The organism is Hyphomicrobium sp. 802, assembly GCF_000526135.1.
Classification (GTDB): domain Bacteria; phylum Pseudomonadota; class Alphaproteobacteria; order Rhizobiales; family Hyphomicrobiaceae; genus Hyphomicrobium_B.
Genome location: NZ_JAFM01000001.1, coordinates 2,296,485 through 2,313,131, shown reverse-complemented (window position 1 = coordinate 2,313,131; position 16,647 = coordinate 2,296,485). Strand labels below are relative to the sequence as shown.

General features: G+C 56.5%; 15 protein-coding genes. 6 read left to right on the top strand and 9 right to left on the bottom strand.

Annotated elements, in window-relative coordinates:
- The gene (locus HYP802_RS0111615) at positions 1-1,320 is read right to left on the bottom strand and encodes a TolC family protein (RefSeq protein WP_245261495.1); all 1,320 of its coding nucleotides are present in this window, start codon (positions 1,318-1,320) and stop codon (positions 1-3) included.
- Between the two features lie 1,529 nt (positions 1,321-2,849).
- Positions 2,850-3,779: an AraC family transcriptional regulator gene (locus tag HYP802_RS0111605; RefSeq protein ID WP_024275797.1), complete on the bottom strand. Its 930-nt coding sequence runs from the start codon at positions 3,777-3,779 to the stop codon at positions 2,850-2,852.
- A gap of 211 nt (positions 3,780-3,990) precedes the next feature.
- Here HYP802_RS0111605 and HYP802_RS0111595 point away from each other — a divergent pair, with 211 nt between their 5' ends.
- The 4 genes from HYP802_RS0111595 (at position 3,991) to HYP802_RS24000 (ending at position 6,840) form a co-directional block, all read left to right on the top strand.
- Entirely contained in the window at positions 3,991-4,764 is a 774-nt protein-coding gene (locus HYP802_RS0111595) for an alpha/beta hydrolase (RefSeq protein ID WP_024275796.1), read from the top strand.
- An 82-nt stretch (positions 4,765-4,846) separates the two neighbouring features.
- The gene (locus HYP802_RS0111590) at positions 4,847-5,674 is read left to right on the top strand and encodes an alpha/beta hydrolase (protein WP_024275795.1); all 828 of its coding nucleotides are present in this window, start codon (positions 4,847-4,849) and stop codon (positions 5,672-5,674) included.
- A 155-nt stretch (positions 5,675-5,829) separates the two neighbouring features.
- Positions 5,830-6,321, top strand: a complete 492-nt coding sequence (locus tag HYP802_RS0111585; protein ID WP_024275794.1) for a DUF302 domain-containing protein — start codon at positions 5,830-5,832, stop codon at positions 6,319-6,321.
- 219 nt (positions 6,322-6,540) lie between these two features.
- Entirely contained in the window at positions 6,541-6,840 is a 300-nt protein-coding gene (locus HYP802_RS24000) for a sigma factor (protein ID WP_245261494.1), read from the top strand.
- A gap of 400 nt (positions 6,841-7,240) precedes the next feature.
- Here HYP802_RS24000 and HYP802_RS0111575 read toward each other — a convergent pair whose 3' ends face one another.
- Positions 7,241-8,695 carry a PLP-dependent aminotransferase family protein gene (locus HYP802_RS0111575; protein WP_024275793.1) on the bottom strand — a complete coding sequence of 485 codons (1,455 nt, stop codon included), beginning with the start codon at positions 8,693-8,695 and terminating at the stop codon, positions 7,241-7,243.
- Between the two features lie 89 nt (positions 8,696-8,784).
- On the opposite strand from HYP802_RS0111575, the gene HYP802_RS0111570 reads away from it, so the two are divergent.
- A complete protein-coding gene (locus HYP802_RS0111570; protein WP_024275792.1) occupies positions 8,785-9,408 on the top strand; it encodes an FMN-binding negative transcriptional regulator in 624 nt (207 codons plus the stop codon).
- Between the two features lie 752 nt (positions 9,409-10,160).
- Here the strand turns inward: HYP802_RS0111570 and HYP802_RS0111565 are convergent.
- The 5 genes from HYP802_RS0111565 to HYP802_RS0111545 form a co-directional block, all read right to left on the bottom strand.
- Positions 10,161-11,288 carry an L-dopachrome tautomerase-related protein gene (locus tag HYP802_RS0111565; protein ID WP_024275791.1) on the bottom strand — a complete coding sequence of 376 codons (1,128 nt, stop codon included), beginning with the start codon at positions 11,286-11,288 and terminating at the stop codon, positions 10,161-10,163.
- A gap of 20 nt (positions 11,289-11,308) precedes the next feature.
- The gene (locus tag HYP802_RS0111560; RefSeq protein ID WP_245261532.1) at positions 11,309-12,298 is read right to left on the bottom strand and encodes a major royal jelly family protein; all 990 of its coding nucleotides are present in this window, start codon (positions 12,296-12,298) and stop codon (positions 11,309-11,311) included.
- A gap of 219 nt (positions 12,299-12,517) precedes the next feature.
- Complete coding sequence (locus tag HYP802_RS0111555; RefSeq protein WP_029670951.1) at positions 12,518-12,952, bottom strand: heme-binding protein; 435 nt, start codon at positions 12,950-12,952, stop codon at positions 12,518-12,520.
- Positions 12,953-12,999: 47 nt separating this feature from the next.
- The gene (locus HYP802_RS22325) at positions 13,000-13,494 is read right to left on the bottom strand and encodes a cupin domain-containing protein (RefSeq protein WP_029670950.1); all 495 of its coding nucleotides are present in this window, start codon (positions 13,492-13,494) and stop codon (positions 13,000-13,002) included.
- 66 nt (positions 13,495-13,560) lie between these two features.
- Positions 13,561-14,595, bottom strand: coding sequence for a zinc-binding alcohol dehydrogenase family protein (locus tag HYP802_RS0111545; protein ID WP_024275787.1), 1,035 nt, complete (start codon positions 14,593-14,595; stop codon positions 13,561-13,563).
- A gap of 96 nt (positions 14,596-14,691) precedes the next feature.
- Here HYP802_RS0111545 and HYP802_RS0111540 point away from each other — a divergent pair, with 96 nt between their 5' ends.
- Complete coding sequence (locus HYP802_RS0111540) at positions 14,692-15,570, top strand: LysR substrate-binding domain-containing protein (protein WP_024275786.1); 879 nt, start codon at positions 14,692-14,694, stop codon at positions 15,568-15,570.
- Positions 15,571-15,599: 29 nt separating this feature from the next.
- On the opposite strand, the gene HYP802_RS0111535 is transcribed toward HYP802_RS0111540, so the two are convergent.
- Complete coding sequence (locus tag HYP802_RS0111535; protein WP_024275785.1) at positions 15,600-16,517, bottom strand: MBL fold metallo-hydrolase; 918 nt, start codon at positions 16,515-16,517, stop codon at positions 15,600-15,602.
- Positions 16,518-16,647: the final 130 nt, after the last annotated feature.

Below are 16,647 nucleotides of genomic sequence, written 5' to 3'. Positions count from 1 at the left end.
TTAATCGGATTGAGATGAAACTTGCTGCGCCTCGACGGGACTGGCACCGAGCCCCCCTCCGCCGATCATCGCTACATGGAGGTCAACGTCGGCGAGCCAGAAATCGCGTTTGGCATCGATCGCCTGCATATTCGCGGAAATCCGTGCGCGGGCGTCGGTAAGAAGCCCGAACAAGTCCGAGAGCATGCCGTTGTAGTTGAGCAGCGTCTGCTCCGAGATTGTCTCGCGGAGGGGCAGGATCGTTTTCTCGTAATAGCGTGCGATATCATAAGATCCGCGATATGCCTGATAGGCCTGCCTGGCATCCGCGCGCACGTTGACTGCCTTGGCAACCAGCATGTTCACTGCATGGAGATAGGTCTCTTCCGCGCGTTTGACCTTTACCTCGCCAAAATCGTAAATCGGGATCTGGAAGCTGAGTTCGTAACCGCTTCGCGGCGTCCGCTCGCCCGGTTTGATTTCATTGCGGTCGACACCGCTGGCCTCGAGAACATCGACGAAACGCGTTGCGCGCGTGAGACCGTAATCCTTTGCGAGCGCCACCAGATTCATGCGCGCAATTTGCAGATCAATACGCGACGCCACCGCCTCAGTCTCAATCTCCGGAGCTGTGCGCGGTCTGGCAGGCAACGCCGGGAGCTTCTGAGGAAGCCGATACGCAAGTGTGCTGCCCCAAAGACCAAGTACTCTATTGAGTTTCTCACGCTCGCTACGCTGTCTCAGCCGCGCGACGGCTAGCTGGCCACTAACCTCAGCGTAAAAGGCATGTTCGCGAGCCTGTTCGAGTTTCGGCATCGCGCCGGTCTCGCCGAGTTTCTTTGCGAGTTCAGAGCTGGCATCGGCAGATGCGCGTGATTGCTCTAGGAACCTTACTGTCTGCGCGGCTGCCACCGCACGGTAATAAGCGCGGCGTGCCTCGGCAGCAGTTTGAAGCGTCGCCTCAACCGCCTTCAACTGTGCAACTTTGAACCTATCTTCGGCGATCTGTCGTCTACGCGGTAACGTCAACAGCGCGAGGATATTTTGTGTGACCTGCCGCTCGATCTCCAGCTCTGCGCCGGTCAAGTGTACGAATGAAAACGACGGTGCCGGAGGAACACTAGCTTCAATCATCTCCGCCTCTGAGACGCCGAGGTCGTTGTAAGCCGCCTGCAGCGTGCGGTTATTGAGCAAAGCCACCTCTACGGCCGCTTTGGCCGATAACGGCGCCGACAAAAGCGATTTGACCCGCGCCTGCGCAGCGGCGGCTTCCGCTTCATTTCTGATTTTTACCGCCGGCGTGCCGAGCACGCTGCCAGTTTGGTCTGCGACGAGTGTCATCCCGCCATCCTTCGAAAAATGCGCGCATCCCGCGAGCAGCAGCCCTGAGATCCCGGCCAAGACACGAGTGCAGGTGCGTCTACACGTGCGCGTGTGCCAATCATTCCCCCAAATCATTCCATCCCCTCATCGCGCATTCCGGCGCGGCTAGTTTCCCTTTTGACTAGGCTTCGATTGCTGAGGGGCGACGCGCTTGTTCGCGTCTCCCCATGGCATCGGTTCGACCGGCACATAGACCTTGGTTCCCGCCCCCACATTGCTGTAATGGGCGGACGGAACGCGTGCGGGGCGGTCCGGCATTGGCCCGCTTACTGGCCATGGCGGCGGTGGTTCACCCCAAGCGGACATTGTTAAGACAACAGACGTGGCGACGAAGACGCGCACGAGCATCGGTACCTCGCGGAAGAGAGGTCTGACGACGAACCGATAGGTTCGACGATGACGCGTCAGACCGATTGTGTTTTTCGCTGAAAAATTCGCGTAGCGCTAAATCATGCCGCCACGACCGGCCTTTGCTAGGCCGCGCGCAAAAAGGCGCAGTTAGACTCTGGGGGGCCTTTCGAGACCGAATTTACGGTCAAGACTCGCGATCCCGCCGAGAAATGCTCGGACCTTCGCTCCAGCGTCAGTTAAATCATGCGCAGCGACTGACGCGCTGTTGAGGGCGGATGGCGTGCCACACGAGGAGCTGCAGTGCGACATCCCCTGGCAGCAGCACGGACCATTGCAATCGGAAATCGGAGCCCCGACATTCGAAGCTTCGATCACTGTTTCAGCAGCTAACTTTGTTTGCGTCGCTTGGTGCAAGGACCTAGCGGCGGAACTTGGCGACGAACGCTGCCCGACATGAGACACACCGCCATGCGCGCTAGCAACGGACGACCAACCGACAACGGTTAGTGCGATCACCGCCAGCATTTTAAGTAAAGCGCGCATGCTTCCAACTTATTACCAGTTCGATTCTGAACCTAAGAAATATTCCCTGGCGGTGCAAGTTAATCGCAATTCATGTGGCCGTGGGCTCCCGGAATGTGGCCGCAGCACCACGAGCTTTGAATGCAACTGCGCTCGCGACGGCCGCATTCGCCGTCGGCGATGATTTAGAAACCCTCGCGACGGTTCGAATGCTCAAATCCACGGCATACTGATGATCCCTTACCCATGGCGTCACCGCGCCGACTCGCACTTCGATGTCGTCATGAGCGGTCATAGGGCCCCAAGAGCAATCATGGGCATCACCCGTTTTGCACAAACCTTCGACGCGAATTCTGCTCGACGCACGCAGAACTCAAATGTCTTCCCGGTCAAAACCGCTTTTGGCCCGTTGCAGACATCAGGGTTCGCCGTGACACCTGACCGGTGGAGTCAGCAGTGCCGAGGAAGCGGACACGAGTCGATCAGCGGTATGCGCAAGACGCGCTTATCAAACGACGTCTGCAATTCATCCGAGAACGACAGTTCTAGACCGATCGATTGCTCGTCCGGGAGGGCCAAGTTGGCGGTAAGCTTCTCCAACGTCGTCGTACCGTTTAACGTTCGCTGTCTGTCTTCCCCCGCGTTGCGCGATAGCGGCCGGGCGACGAGCCGTAGTGCCTTTGAAAGAGTTTCGAGAACGCGGCGCTCGTCTCGTAGCCAACGCGACTTGCGATTTTCGCAATAGCCTCATCGCTCGTTTCTAGCAGGTGCGCGGCCTCAGCCATCCGACGCGAGATCAGATAGCGCTGCATTGGTTGACCGACCAGCTGTGTGAAGCGTGCAGAGAAAGCTGAGCGGCCAAGTCCCACACGAGTTCCTAGTTCTTGAAGCGTCCAGCGTCTTTCCGGTCGTTCGTGAATTAGTTGCAGCGCAGGTCCAATATGTGGATCACCCATCGCTCCAAGCCATCCACCTTCTCCCGGACGAAGCGATGTAATCCAGCTGCGCAACACTTCGACAAAGAGGACTTCCGTCAATCGCGAGAGCGCAATGTCCTGTCCCGGTCGCACTAATGCCGACTCGGAAACCATGCGCTGCAGAATCGCATCGAGTCCCTCGCCATTCGTTGGCGGTCGCAGCACGAGCACGGGGGGAAGGAATTCAAGAACACTGCTGCGCAAGGGTTGCGACACTGTGAAATTACCACAGATCATTGTCGCTCTCGGCTCGGAATTGCCGCCGTGGCGCACGACACCGAGACGTCCTACTGGTCGCTCAAGGTTGATGAGTGGGAACGGCTTCTCAAGGCGATCAGAATAGAGCAGATGTTGTTGGCCGCGCGTGACGACGACAAAGTCACCCGCGCTTAAATGCAGTTCTTCACCCTGGTCAACGGACAGAGTGGCTGTGCCTCGACTGAGGTAATGGAACCGCGCGTAGGGGCGTTTGGAGACTGCCAAGCTCCAGGGATGCCCGAGCTCAAAGTGGTAGAGCAGCGTTCCCCCGAAGCGGACACGATCAAGAACGTCGGCGAGCACATCCATACCCGCTACTCTAAGCCACCGGACGATCCGACACAATATTCGGACGGAAGAAGCCTATCGTCCGAAATGCCGCCGACCTAGATGATGTCGCGCAGGCTGAAGCGGCGTGCACCGATCATCCCGAAATCGGTGTCAGAAGAACCCTGTTCCTGCTGGAAGCGCCCGCCACCCATTGGACCCGGGCGGTCCGACTTTCCCAAAGGAACAATCGATGCGAAATCTTCTACTGTCCGCTGCCTCCATTCTTTCGGCCGGCGCAGCAGCAATCGTTACCTCTGCCCAAGCAGCTGAGCTTCCTAAAGGGGCGGCTCACAACATTGTGCTGGTCCATGGCGCTTTTGTCGATCAAACCAGCTGGCAGCCGGTAGCGGATATCCTCTCTAAAAAAGGGTTCAACGTAACTCTCGTTGAAAATCCGCTGACGTCTCTTGCTGCAGACGTCGATGCTACCAAACAGGCGCTCGCAAAGCAGGACGGCAAGACTGTGCTTGTCGGTCATTCGTGGGGCGGCGTCGTCATCACAGAAGCGGGCAACGATCCCAAAGTCTCGGCGCTTGTTTATGTCTCTGCGTTCGCACCCGATGTAGGACAGTCATTGAAGACCCTGTCGGATAGCGGCCCCGCCACTGAAGGCACGGCTGCAATTCATCCGGACGCAAAAGGCAACCTCTATATCGATCCCAAAGTGTTCCCGTCAGCGGTTGCTGCCGACCTGCCTCCTCAAATTGCAGAATCCCTGGCCAACCATCAGCTTCCGCTCAATCACGTGGCCTTCGAGGCTCCCGTCGATACGGCGGCTTGGCGCGACAAGCCAACGTTCTACGTAATCACCACCAAGGACAAAGTCATCGCGCCTGAGGTGCAGAAGATCTTCGCCGAGCGGATGCATGCCCACGTCACCGATGTCGCGGGCAGTCACGCCTCGCTCGTTGTTCATGCGGCCGAAGTCGCAGCGGTCATCGAAAAGGCGGCGCTTGCGAAGTGACGTTGAACTCCCGGCGCACATACGCCGGGAGTCCTGCATTTGCCTTCGATGCTGCCGCGATTGAAACTGAGAGGAATGAGAAATGTCTTTCGTTGATGCCCTTAACCAATCGATCGATGTTGGCGGAACCCCGTTCGTCTACCGTGAGTTGGGGAAGAAGGGCGGTGTGCCCATCATCCTCCTCCATCATTTGACGGCGGTGCTCGATGATTGGGATCCCAGGGTCATCGATGGCCTGGCGGCTGAACATCATGTCATTGCATTCGACAATCGTGGCGTCGGCGCATCTGGAGGCGCAACGCCAGCGTCCGTCGAAGCGATGGCCAGCGATGCGGTCGCGTTCATACGTGCTTTGGGTCTGAGCAAGGTCGATTTGTTGGGTTTCTCGTTGGGTGGCTTCATCGCGCAGGTGATCGCGCAGAAAGAGCCCGATCTCGTCCGTAAGATCATCATCGCCGGTTCCGGCCCGGCGGGCGGTGAAGGGATCTCGAACATGGGAGCCGTTCTGCAAGACGCGCTTGCTAAGGCGAGCGCCTCAGGAAAGCATCCGAAGCATTTTCTGTTCTTCTCTCAGAGTGCCAACGGCCAAGCAGCGGCGAATGCTTTCCTCGCTCGCCTGAACGAGCGTACGGCAGATCGGAATGCCAGCATTAGCAACGAGACCATCGGTGCACAGCTAACCGCCATTCATGCCTGGGGGCAGGGAAATCCTTCCAAGCTTAGCGAGATTCCTCACCCCGTTCTCGTTGCCAACGGCGACAATGACGTGATGGCGCCGACGATCAACTCGTTCGAGCTTGCGCGCCGGCTTCCCAACGCACAGCTAAGCATTTTCCCTGATGCTAGCCATGGGAGCATTTTCCAGTACTACCCCGTGTTTGTTCAGCAGGTTCTGCTCTTCCTCCGCTGATAAGCCGATCGAGGCGACGCTTCTGGATCGTCGCCTTGGTCTCCAAACATCCGTCGGTGCTCGGCCTCGGAGACCGAACACGGCCGCGAGGCGACGCTCCGCTAAGTCGACGTGACACGCATTATCATCTTCGAGACTGTCTCAGGGAGAAAGCCATGCCTGCTGTCGAAGTATCGTTCGCGCCGATCGCAGTCGAACACGTACGGATTACTTGCAGACGAGCATTTAATGAGGTGCGTGCGGCCCTAGAGACTGGTCTCCCGAAGCTCGATGAGCACATCCAAGTTCTATTGAGGAATGGCGACAAAGAGCGGATTAAGGAGATCGAAGACCACGGCCCCAAGCTCTTCATGTTCCTTTCACGGGATCATGGAGAGCTATTAGCAATCGCCGGCCAGAAGCGGAATGCTGTCCAGTACGAGATCGGAAATCCAATTACGGCTTCGAAGATGACGCGTCACAATCTGGGCGCAGCGCTCTACGCTCCACTCCGCGTCGTGCTTTTTGAAACAGAGGCGGGAGACGTCGTATTCGAGTACGACAAGCCATCCACCCTTTTCGGCCAATTCAAGGACGAGAAGATTGGCGAAGTTGCGCGATATCTCGATCATGAGCTCGAGGCAGCACTGTTCAAAGCGGCTGGCTAAAGCGCGGTACTACTTTTTCAATCCTGACGCATAGCGCCATCTCACCTTGAGTAACTCGTCAAAGAGGTTAGCGAAGCTAGTTCGGGCAACGCATTTTTCAACGCCTGACGCCTTCGTCCGCATGAGCCCGCGACGAGCGCATTCATAACCTGAAAAGGGAAAACACCAGGAAAGGCAATTTTGAAACGGAAAGCTCGAGACATAGAGTGGTCGAATGTGATGCGCGCCGCGATAGGCGGAAATGAGACTGCCTATCGCAAGCTTCTCGAAGATCTCTCTCTCATATTGAGAAATCCGGTTCGACGCGAGATTGGCGCCCTCTGCGCTTCAGATAATGATGTCGAGGAGTTGGTGCAGGACATATTGCTCGCGATACATCGGAAACGCCACACGTGGGACGCATCGACATCATTGACGTCGTGGGTTATGGCGGTGGCGCGCAACAGGATAATCGATAATTTGCGACGGCAAGGACGACATCCAGAGGTCCCCCTCAATCTGTGCGATGTCGAAGACTAGGATCAACACGCTTCAATCGATTCTCAGGATCTAGGCCGCGTTCTGAGATGTCTTCCTGATCGCAATCGCGATGTTGTTCGATTCATGAGCATTGAAGGGTATTCCGCTCGCGACGTTGCGGAGCGGCTCCGAATGACCGAATTCGGGGTGCGCGTAGTACTCCAGAGTATCAAGGCGCTCGCAGATGCCGACTAGGAGCATGCTTTACGAGGACGGAATCTGCAGTCGAATGTGACTAGGCAGCGGAAGCGTCACTGTGCGCTTTGCCGAGAAAGCGGACATTGGCTGAAATTTGGCGAGAGTGGATTACGGCGGATGAGGCAGATCCGCAGTTCACTGCTAAGCAGACCTGCCGGTTCTTCCACTCAGGGCCACAAGCAGACAATAAAGTCATCGCCGATTAAGAAAATGCCTTGGCTAGAAGCATTATGCCCCGTCGGATCGCTCGCTCATCGAGGGCCGCGTAACCGACGACGAAACCCGCAATTCCACGCTGCCTACGTCGTTTCGCTTCTGAGTATAGAGGGGAAATCGGATAGATGCCCACGCCTGCTTCTCGCGCCGTCTCGGCGAAACGCGCTTCCTGGTTCTGAGACAGGCCATTGACCCATACGACCACGTGCAATCCCGCATCTGAACCTTCGATCGTCACCGCATCACCAAAACCGTCGGAGAACGCTGCGAGTAGCGTCGCGCGACGATCAGCGTTGCGTCGTCGTGCTCGTCTGATATGGCGTTCATAAGCTCCCGTGTTGATTAGTTCTGCCAACGCCCGCTGCTCGAGTGCCGGTGCGTGGCGGTCGGCAAGGCGCTTCGCTGCCGAAAAAGCGGCCACGAGCTCGCCCGGCACCACCAGATATCCAAGCCGAAGCAGCGGAGACAGGGTCTTAGAGACCGTGCCCAGGTAGATGACATTCGCGCGGTGATCGAGCGCCTGCAGCGGCGGAACGGGACGGATATCGTAGCGAAACTCGCCATCATAGTCGTCTTCCACGATATAGGCGCCCGCGCGTTCTGCCCAGGCCAGCAGTTGCTGCCGGCGCGGCGCGGTAAGTACTCCGCCCAGCGGAAATTGATGTGAAGGCGTCACATAACAAAGCCGCGCCTGCTTGATTTCGTTCAAGCCGGTGGTCTGCATCCCCTCGTGATCTACCGGAACCTCGACCGGAACGGCGCCAACGGCTTGAAAGATCTGCCGAGCGGAAACATAACATGGATCCTCGATGATGAAGCGGTCGCCTGGATCGAGAAGGAGTCTCGCACAAAGGTCGAGGCCCTGCTGTGAACCGTTGACCACAACGATCTGCTCTGCCTCGCAGCGGAGACCTCGCCCCCGCCAGAGATAGGCTTGCAACGCGGAACGTAGCTCGATTATTCCCTGTGGAGCGCCGTAGCGCAGGCTTCCCCGCCGCTGCTGTGACGCGACCTTGAGCGCGCGCCGCCAGACGGAAAGTGGGAAATCGGATGCAGCAACGTCGCCGTAGCGGAAATCAACCGCCAATCGCCCCGCCTCGACAGGAGAAGGAGATCCTTGAAACGAGGTTATCAGTCCGGCGAGACGAGACAGCCGTCGTGGCTTCGACCGCCCGGATCTACGGCTGGATGAAGAGGGCTTTGGCGCAGGTCTTGTCGACACACGTGCGTGTCGACCTTGCGAGGTGTCGATATAGCCTTCTGCAGCCAGTTGTTCGTAGGCCGCACTGATGGTCGTCCGGGATGCGCCAAGTTCCAGCGCCAGCATTCGTGTCGAAGGCAACCGCGCGCCGAGGCCGTAAAGACCTTCCTCGATTTGTGCCTTCAGGGTCTCGTAGACCGTTCGGGTACTCGTCGTTCTATGGCTACGCGACTGGCCCATATGTTTTTCTCATAACTGGCTCTTCTCGCGGGCCAGTCTGCAGGTTATTTCCGGTCATAACAAGATCAGTCAACATCTGGAAAGTTCTCATGTATATCCCCCCTGCATTCCGGGACGATGACCTGACTCGCATTCATCAGACCATCCGCGAGTCTGGCCTTGCTACGCTTGTCACAGCGGCTGAGGGCGGCCTAACAGGCACGCCGCTGCCAATGTTCCTCGACACGAGCGAGGGCGAGAAGGGAACGCTCTACGCCCATTTGGCGCGCGCCAATCCCCAGTGGAAGGTCGCACCTTCAGGCGAAGCTATGGCGATCTTCATGGGGCCGGATGCCTACATCACGCCGTCCTGGTATGCGACCAAGCAGCAAACCGGCAAGGTCGTGCCGACATGGGATTACGTGGCCGTACACGCCTATGGTCTGGTCGAGTTCTTCGAGGACGCCGATAGCCTGCTCGATGTTATCACCCGGCTTACGAACCTGCACGAACAGACGCGTGCCGAGCCATGGGCCGTGTCCGATGCGCCTGCTGATTACATCAAGGCGCAATTGAGGGGCATCGTTGGGGTTCGGATGCCGATCACCAAGCTCGAAGGTAAACGCAAGCTGAGCCAGAACTACAGCGCAGCAGATCGAGCGGGCGTCATTGAGGGGCTTTCGCGCAGTGGTAATGCTCAAGAGGCAGCCGTCGCAGCGCTTCTGCCGCGCTGACCAACCAAATATCATTGTGGCCGACTTTTGCAGCAAGCGACGTCCGAGACGGCGCAGCAGCATGCTTTGCCGAGTTTGCTGACGTTGACGTCGGCTGCGGTCTAGGTTGCTGAATCAAGGGACCTTATGACCGCATACAGCCAATGAGCGGACATAGCCTTCCGACGCAAACGGCCAAAAACAGTCGGACCGCTCGTCAGTGTTGTCACGCAGCCCGCTGCATGCGTCTCTAAATGGCCGGCGATTTTCTATTTCTATGTGCAGGCTCTTTATTTGCGTTCCAGTTGGGCACATTCTCGCTCATTTGTCGTTGACGCCATTGAGTGGGCGTCTCGCCGGTTGCCTTTCGAAAGAACGTCGAAAAATGCGCATGGGAGTGGAAGCCTGCCTCTAGAGATATCGCGCAAATCGACTGATCAGTGGTTAGGAGCAAAAATTGAGCGCACTCTATACGGCGGAATTGAACATACGCGTGGGGACTTTTGCCGGTGGCCGCTCGGAATTTTCGCGCGAAGTACATCCGGCTCATCCCCGCAACAGCAGCTAAATCAGAAAGACGGAGCGGCTCCGAGAGTTTTTCGTCGATGTAAAGTAGTACTCGCTTTAATCGCCATTTCTGCAGGGGCGACGAGGTTACCAGACGAACCTGAGATTCCGCATTGGGCGGAACATTCGACGGAATGCCGACCGAGTACGAGTTCGTCACCGCGAGCAGGGTCTGCTCAGGCTTCGTGGAAAGTCCTGGGCAAACGTCAGCGTCTGACAGGTTTTTCTCCAATCTCGATGGAATAAACCGTGACCGGCCAATATACCGCGTCGACGCTGTCATTTAGCCCGGCGACGCGATTAAGTTGCGCAGCCGGCATCCAAAGCTTCCCGCTGTCATCGATCCACATTGCGTCTACCCAGGCGAGCCGCGGGTCCGCGATAAGCGTCGAGATGCTGCCGTCTTCCGCTATTTTCAAAATGCGCGAGCGATTGGTATCGCTTGAATAGATTGTGCCGTTCGCATCGATTGCCGTGCCTCCCGTCGAAGGGGTATCGGCAAAACTTTGAACATTCCTGTCCAACGCGTCTGGCGTCAACGTCGGATCGTCCAGATAGCGCGTTTCGATCCTCGACATAGGCCCTGTGCAGGGTTGATAGAAAAGCCATTTGCCATCGGCAGAGACTTCAAGCTGATCGGCATGGATGATGATCGGTTTGCCTTCGGAGTCGCGGAGTTGCTTGCCTTCAGCCGTTAGGGGGCGATGCGCCACCGTTGAAGGATGGTTTTCCAGAATGCGGCGCGCGTTGCCGGTTTCGAGGTCTAGAACGATAATTGCCGGGCGGCCTGCGTCGGTCAGATAAGCATGCTTGCCATTAAACCTTACGTCATCGACGAAGCTCTTGCCTTGGGCGACAGTCGAAAGGTCATAGATACGCGTCACCTTGTTGTTCGCCAGATCGATGCGAATGAGTTTTGGACCTCCTGGAACGAGGGCTTTTCCAATCCCCGGCGCCCCCCGGTCGACAACCCACAACATGCCATCGGGGCCAACACGCAACGAATTTACGCCTACAAAACGGATACTACCGTCCTCGCTTGGCTTCCTGCCATTCCAGGCAGCATTCGGATAGGCAATCGGCTCGCCTGTAGTGATTTCCGCTACCTGCGGCTGCTTCGCCGTTAGGGGCTGAATAACGACAAATTTCCTCCCGGACGGAGTCGTCGTGATGCCATTGATAATTAGCGATGGCGATTGAAATTCAACGGTGAGATCGCGCATCTGTTGTGCGTTGGCCGCCGACGCCCCGCAAGACAGAAAAAACAACAATACCGGCCCCAGCGTGGATGCCGCAACGCCACGTCGTCTTCCGGCGATTGAAGTTCTCTTCATGACGCGGTCTCTATGGATGCTCACTTCAGCAACACGGGACCGGCACCAATTTTGATGCGGAATAGCGTGTAAGGCTTTTGCCGCTGGTCCTGTCCTTCATGAAATTGAGGCTGACGATGAAGCTGGTTGGCAGCGAAGTAGAGATAGCCATCGTGCGCCACCGAAAGTGTGTCCGGCCACAGGATGCGAGGATCGTGGGCGATCGTGATCCATTCGCCATCGATCTGTCTTTGCCGAATACTGTTGCGCTCGTAGTCGCCTGCGTAAACGTGACCTTGGTCATCCGCCTCAAGACCGTCGGAAGCACCTTTTTCGCCGAGATCTTTCACTGCTTTCGCGACGTCCCCGTCGTTAACAGACCGATCTCGGAGCAGTCGCGTCGGGACAGAAAAGAGATGGCGACTGGAAAGGGGACAGAAGAACAGAGTTTCGCCATCCGCTGACAACGCGATTCCGTCGGAGGCAACTGCAAATGGCGAAGGCTTGCTACCTTTCGCACGCACCGCTAGGCGTTCTCCCTCAACAACCGGAATAAAATTTGGATCGGGAGACGTGGATTTATCGCCTGTAAGTGTTCGCCAGCTTTCTCCACTGTCCAGATCGACGACGATAATGCCGCCTGGACCGCTGACGGAAGAGTCTGTGATATATGCGAATCCCGCCTTGCCCTTGCGGAGATCGAAGCGCACGTCGTTGATGTACGTTGTTGGCAGAACCGAGGAGGAGGATAGCGCGATCGTCTTCACAACCTTGTTCGTCTCAAGATCGACGGCCATCAGCTTCGCAGCACCGATCAGGGGCTTGGAGAATTTTGGAGCGGCGGTATCAAGAATCCAGAGCTTGTCATCGGGACCGATAACGACACTTTGCACGCTGCTCAATGTTTGGGCGGCGCGACTGGGATCGAAGGTGTTCGTAGCCAAGTCGGGAAATGCAACGACTTTGTCGTTGCGAATTTCGCCAACCGTGAAGGGAACATTGTCACCCCATCTGGGAAAATTGATGAACATGCGGCCTTTCGCCGACACAGTAACACCGGTTGGCATGGCTTCGCGGAATTCAAAAACGGGTTCGATCGTGCCGATGGTCCGGTCGCTCGGAAGTGACGCGGAAGCGTCTGTGCTTTCTATTGTCTGCTTCTCGCCGGCTATGCTTGCGCCTAGGGTCGCACAGGAAAAGAAAATTGCAATCGTTGTTGCTTGTAGAGTTCTCATGCTCTGTCTCGCCCGTCAGGTTTCAGATGCCAGTGCGTGAAGGACAGCGTCGCGTCCGGCCGTTGCGACAGCTATATCTTGTTCGGTTGTCCCAGAACCGACGCCGATTGCACCGATAATCTCATCCTGGAATATGATCGGAAGACCGCCCCCGAGGTTGACGATATCGCCATGGCTTGCAAAGCTTAGATTTGCACCAAACTCAAATGGGATTTGTCCTGTCGGAATTCCCAGCGACGCGCTTGTGACAGCTTTTGAAATGGCTGGGTCTCGCGCTAGCGTCGCTGCACCATCGACGCGTGCGAATGCTAGAAGATTGCCGCCCGGGTCGACGACTGCGATGCATTCGGGGGCGCCTATTTCCTTTGATTTGGCGACAGCAGCCATTACCGCCGCGGCGGCGCCCTCATATGTGAGCTGTCGTTTGGCTTTCGAAAGCGACATGCGCATAATTTCTGCTCCAAGCTGAAGTATCGATGCGTGCCAACGGCGTCACTTCACTTTCCGGTGGCGGCGACAGAGGGCGCACCGTCGATCCAATCCTGCCGTTGCGGTGAAAAGAAATCCATGTCGACGGTATCTTCGGGGCAGACAAACTCGTGAGGGATGTTCGGAGGAATAACGAGAAGCGTCCCGGCTGTTAAAGTGAACTTCTTTCCCTGCGAATAGACATCGCAACGCCCCTTGAGAATCCAAGTGATCTGCTCGTTGGCGTGGTGATGAAGCGGAACCGTGCCGCCCTTTTTTACAATCCATTTCACGAACGTGGACTGTGTTCCATGGATCACTTGCCGTTGGATGAGAGGCGAGATCTGCTCGACGGGCTGATCGTCCAGCTGATAGGGGATTGGCATCATAGCGCTATGGCTAGTGATACTCGGTTGAACCCCTCGACCCGGCGCATTCGATACGGCGCTAATCAGCGATCGCGCTGGCACCATCTCATCCGCATATACAGGCCATTGTGATGAAAGGCTGAAGGCAAAAGCCAACACCGCTGACCGACGTGAACAAGACCATCTTCTGATTTTTGGCTTTTTGACATGCGCACACACGGCTCAGAAACCCTCCAGAACCATCTTGCCGAACGCTTTCCCGCTCTCGACGATCTGATGGACGCGCTTCAAAGTATCGGCGTTTATCGGACCAGCAATTTCAGAAAGCGTCGTCTTTAAAACGCCGGTGTCGACGAGGTCCGCAACGTTATCGAGCAGCTTGTGCTGCGCGACCATGTCAGCCGTCTGATAGAGTGGACGCGTAAACATCAGCTCCCAATGGACGGAGATGCTCTTTCGCTTGAACTTCACGATATCGAGCACAGCAGGATCATCGATGAGCGCAAGCTTGCCCTGCGGCAGCAGAACGCGTTCAATCTCCGGAAGATGCTTGTCCGTCGCTGTCAGACCCGCAACGTACTCGACACCAGAAATCCCAAGCGTCGCTATTTGCTCCATAAGCGGTTTGTGGTGGTCGACGACATGGTGCGCACCCATCGTCTTGCACCAAGCAATTGTTTCCGGCCGGGAGGCCGTGGCGATAACTGTCAACCCGGTCAGCTTACGAGCGATTTGGGTCAGGATGGACCCCACTCCGCCCGCTCCGTTGATAATGAGCAGCGAACCCTTCTGGTTCGTATTTCCAAATGCGACGCCTAGCCTATCGAACAAAAGTTCCCACGCCGTAATCGAGGTCAGCGGCAGGGCTGCAGCTTCGGCAAAATTCAACGTCTTTGGTTTTCTGCCGACGATGCGCTCATCGACGAGGTGAAGTTCGCTATTGGTGCCAGGGCGATCGATCGTGCCCGCATAAAATACCTCGTCTCCTGGCTTGAACATGGAGACATCCGAGCCGACGGCTTTCACAATTCCCGCAGCATCGAAGCCAAGGATTCTTGCTCGGTCGCTCGGATGTTTGCCATCAAAGTCAGGTGGCGACACAGCCGCGCGCAATTTGACATCTGCTGGATTAACCGACACGGCCTTCACCGCCACCACAATATCTCGTGGACGGGGTGTTGGATCCGGAAGTTCGATATCGATCAGCGCATCCTTAGCCGTAATCGGACCCGCAACCCTGTAGCCAATTGCCTTCATCGGAATTTCCAATAAATTCGTTTCGATGCGGCGTATATCGACGCTGCAGCAGTGCATGTGAAACGCATATTTCTAATAGGGTCAGTAAGGCTGCTAATGACATCCGCCACGCCTGATCTCGAAATCGATCTCCTTCGCGCGCTTGTTGCAGTCGCGGACGGCGGCAGCTTTACCGCCGCTGCGGACACGCTGGGGCGTACGCAATCTGCAGTGAGCCAAAAGATCAAAAGACTTGAGGATCTCGTCGGGTTGCCTGTGATTGATAGGAACAGCCGTATTTTGTCGCTCACCGCAACCGGTGCTCAGCTTCTGGTAGGGGCACGACGATTGCTCGAACTCAATGATGATATTATTCGCTCGCTGCGGGCGCCAATATCCAGCGGAACGCTTCGCGTTGGTATCTGTGAGGATTTCGTCCCTCATCAACTCTCTCGCTTACTACTGCGTTTTCAGCGGCTCTATCCCGATGTGCATCTCAACATCAACACAAGCCTCACTCACGAGCTCATGGAAGCATTCGATAACGATTCACTTGATCTCGTTATCGGAACCAAACAGTTTGATGACAGAGGGCGCATTATTTGGCGGGAGCCTATGGTCTGGTTTGCCGCCGATGATTTTCAATTCAATCTCGATCGCCCGGTTCCGCTCGTCTTGTTGCGAGAGCCGTGCATGTATCGCGATTTGATGTTCTCGACCCTCGATGCCGCCCGCCAAGAATGGACGATAGCTTGCACCGTCAGCAGCTTGATGGGCGTGCAGGCCGCGGTTGAAGGCGGGCTGGGCATATCGCTTCTCGGTCAGTCCTTCATCAAATCCAATATGAAGATTCTGCGCGTTCCCGACCATTGGCCTCCTTTGCCGAAGACGGAAATCGTCGTTCTTGGGCAAGACAACGCGCGCAGAGATCTTGCCCAACCACTCATTCAGTTTCTGATCGACGGCATGAAGGCGCCGGCGACGGTGGTCGTGTAGTCGTTCGGTCGATTGCTCCAAAGCCAAGCCTACGCTCCCTCGTACACAAGCTGCGTGAAGAAGTCCGGATCTATGACGAACTGTCCCCACTTGGCGTCGAATGCAGCAGTCGGCTTCGCCGCTATTGTTTCGTCGAGCGACTTACCGCTCTGTTTAAGCTTGGCGACAATTTCATGGATGGCTAGCAGCATATCGCGATAGGCCTGAAGCTCAGTCCGATTGCTGACGGGGTGGCCGTGCCCCGGAACGATAATGGTTTTGTCCGTTGTGGCGGCGAGGTTTGCATCAGCCGCTTTGATCATTCCCTGAATGTTGCCACCAGTTGAGTAATCAATGAACGGATAGATCCCGTTCCAATACGTGTCACCACAGTGAAGAATGTCGGCGTTGGAAAACATGACCGAGATATCGCTATCCGTATGTGCCGGCCCATAGTGCTTGAGCGCCAATGTCTCGCCATTCAGCTTCAGGGATTTCTCCGACGAAAAGACCTCCGTCGGAATGGCCGCCAAAGGCGACTCTGGGAAATTGAAGTTCCAGTCTTCGACACGTTGCGCCGAGAGAAGATGCTTGTGCGTATTTTCATGCGCAACAATTGCGGCACCCTCAGCGTTCAGCCAAGCGTTGCCATCGGCATGATCGAAGTGCCAATGCGTATTTATCAAATAGCGGATGGGCTCACTGCTGAGAGCGTTCGCCGCGTCGAGGATGCGCAGACGGGAAGCGGTAATGCCGGCGTCGATGAATACCTTTCCATCTTGCCCATGCAAAAACGCGATATTTCCTCCAGATCCTTCAAAGACAGCAACGTTCCCGCGGAGTTTGTATGTCGAGATCGGAGTCTTCGCGGCCGAATCTCTAATGAGGTCGACGAGACTGCGAGAAGCTGCAAAGGCCTCTCTTGGCGACAGCCAACCTTTGGCAAGGACACTGGCCGCACAGCACATACAGAAGCCGCGCCGTGTTATCGCGCTCGTGATTGTCGAGGTTGTCACCGAAGGTCTCCGTTCACAGGGATATTTGCGATCGACGTGGCCATGGATGCCACCCGTAAGGCAGTCCGGGTTGGCTTGCCAG

Excerpts from the sequence above, each read along its gene's own strand:
- HYP802_RS0111615 (WP_245261495.1), bottom strand. The coding sequence starts at position 1,320 with ATGACACTCGTCGCAGACCAAACTGGCAGCGTGCTCGGCACGCCGGCG.
- HYP802_RS0111605 (WP_024275797.1), bottom strand. The coding sequence starts at position 3,779 with ATGGATGTGCTCGCCGACGTTCTTGATCGTGTCCGCTTCGGGGGAACG.
- HYP802_RS0111595 (WP_024275796.1), top strand. The coding sequence starts at position 3,991 with ATGCGAAATCTTCTACTGTCCGCTGCCTCCATTCTTTCGGCCGGCGCA.
- HYP802_RS0111590 (WP_024275795.1), top strand. The coding sequence starts at position 4,847 with ATGTCTTTCGTTGATGCCCTTAACCAATCGATCGATGTTGGCGGAACC.
- HYP802_RS0111585 (WP_024275794.1), top strand. The coding sequence starts at position 5,830 with ATGCCTGCTGTCGAAGTATCGTTCGCGCCGATCGCAGTCGAACACGTA.
- HYP802_RS24000 (WP_245261494.1), top strand. The coding sequence starts at position 6,541 with ATGCGCGCCGCGATAGGCGGAAATGAGACTGCCTATCGCAAGCTTCTC.
- HYP802_RS0111575 (WP_024275793.1), bottom strand. The coding sequence starts at position 8,695 with ATGGGCCAGTCGCGTAGCCATAGAACGACGAGTACCCGAACGGTCTAC.
- HYP802_RS0111570 (WP_024275792.1), top strand. The coding sequence starts at position 8,785 with ATGTATATCCCCCCTGCATTCCGGGACGATGACCTGACTCGCATTCAT.
- HYP802_RS0111565 (WP_024275791.1), bottom strand. The coding sequence starts at position 11,288 with ATGAAGAGAACTTCAATCGCCGGAAGACGACGTGGCGTTGCGGCATCC.
- HYP802_RS0111560 (WP_245261532.1), bottom strand. The coding sequence starts at position 12,298 with ATGTTCATCAATTTTCCCAGATGGGGTGACAATGTTCCCTTCACGGTT.
- HYP802_RS0111555 (WP_029670951.1), bottom strand. The coding sequence starts at position 12,952 with ATGCGCATGTCGCTTTCGAAAGCCAAACGACAGCTCACATATGAGGGC.
- HYP802_RS0111545 (WP_024275787.1), bottom strand. The coding sequence starts at position 14,595 with ATGAAGGCAATTGGCTACAGGGTTGCGGGTCCGATTACGGCTAAGGAT.
- HYP802_RS0111540 (WP_024275786.1), top strand. The coding sequence starts at position 14,692 with ATGACATCCGCCACGCCTGATCTCGAAATCGATCTCCTTCGCGCGCTT.
- HYP802_RS0111535 (WP_024275785.1), bottom strand. The coding sequence starts at position 16,517 with ATGTGCTGTGCGGCCAGTGTCCTTGCCAAAGGTTGGCTGTCGCCAAGA.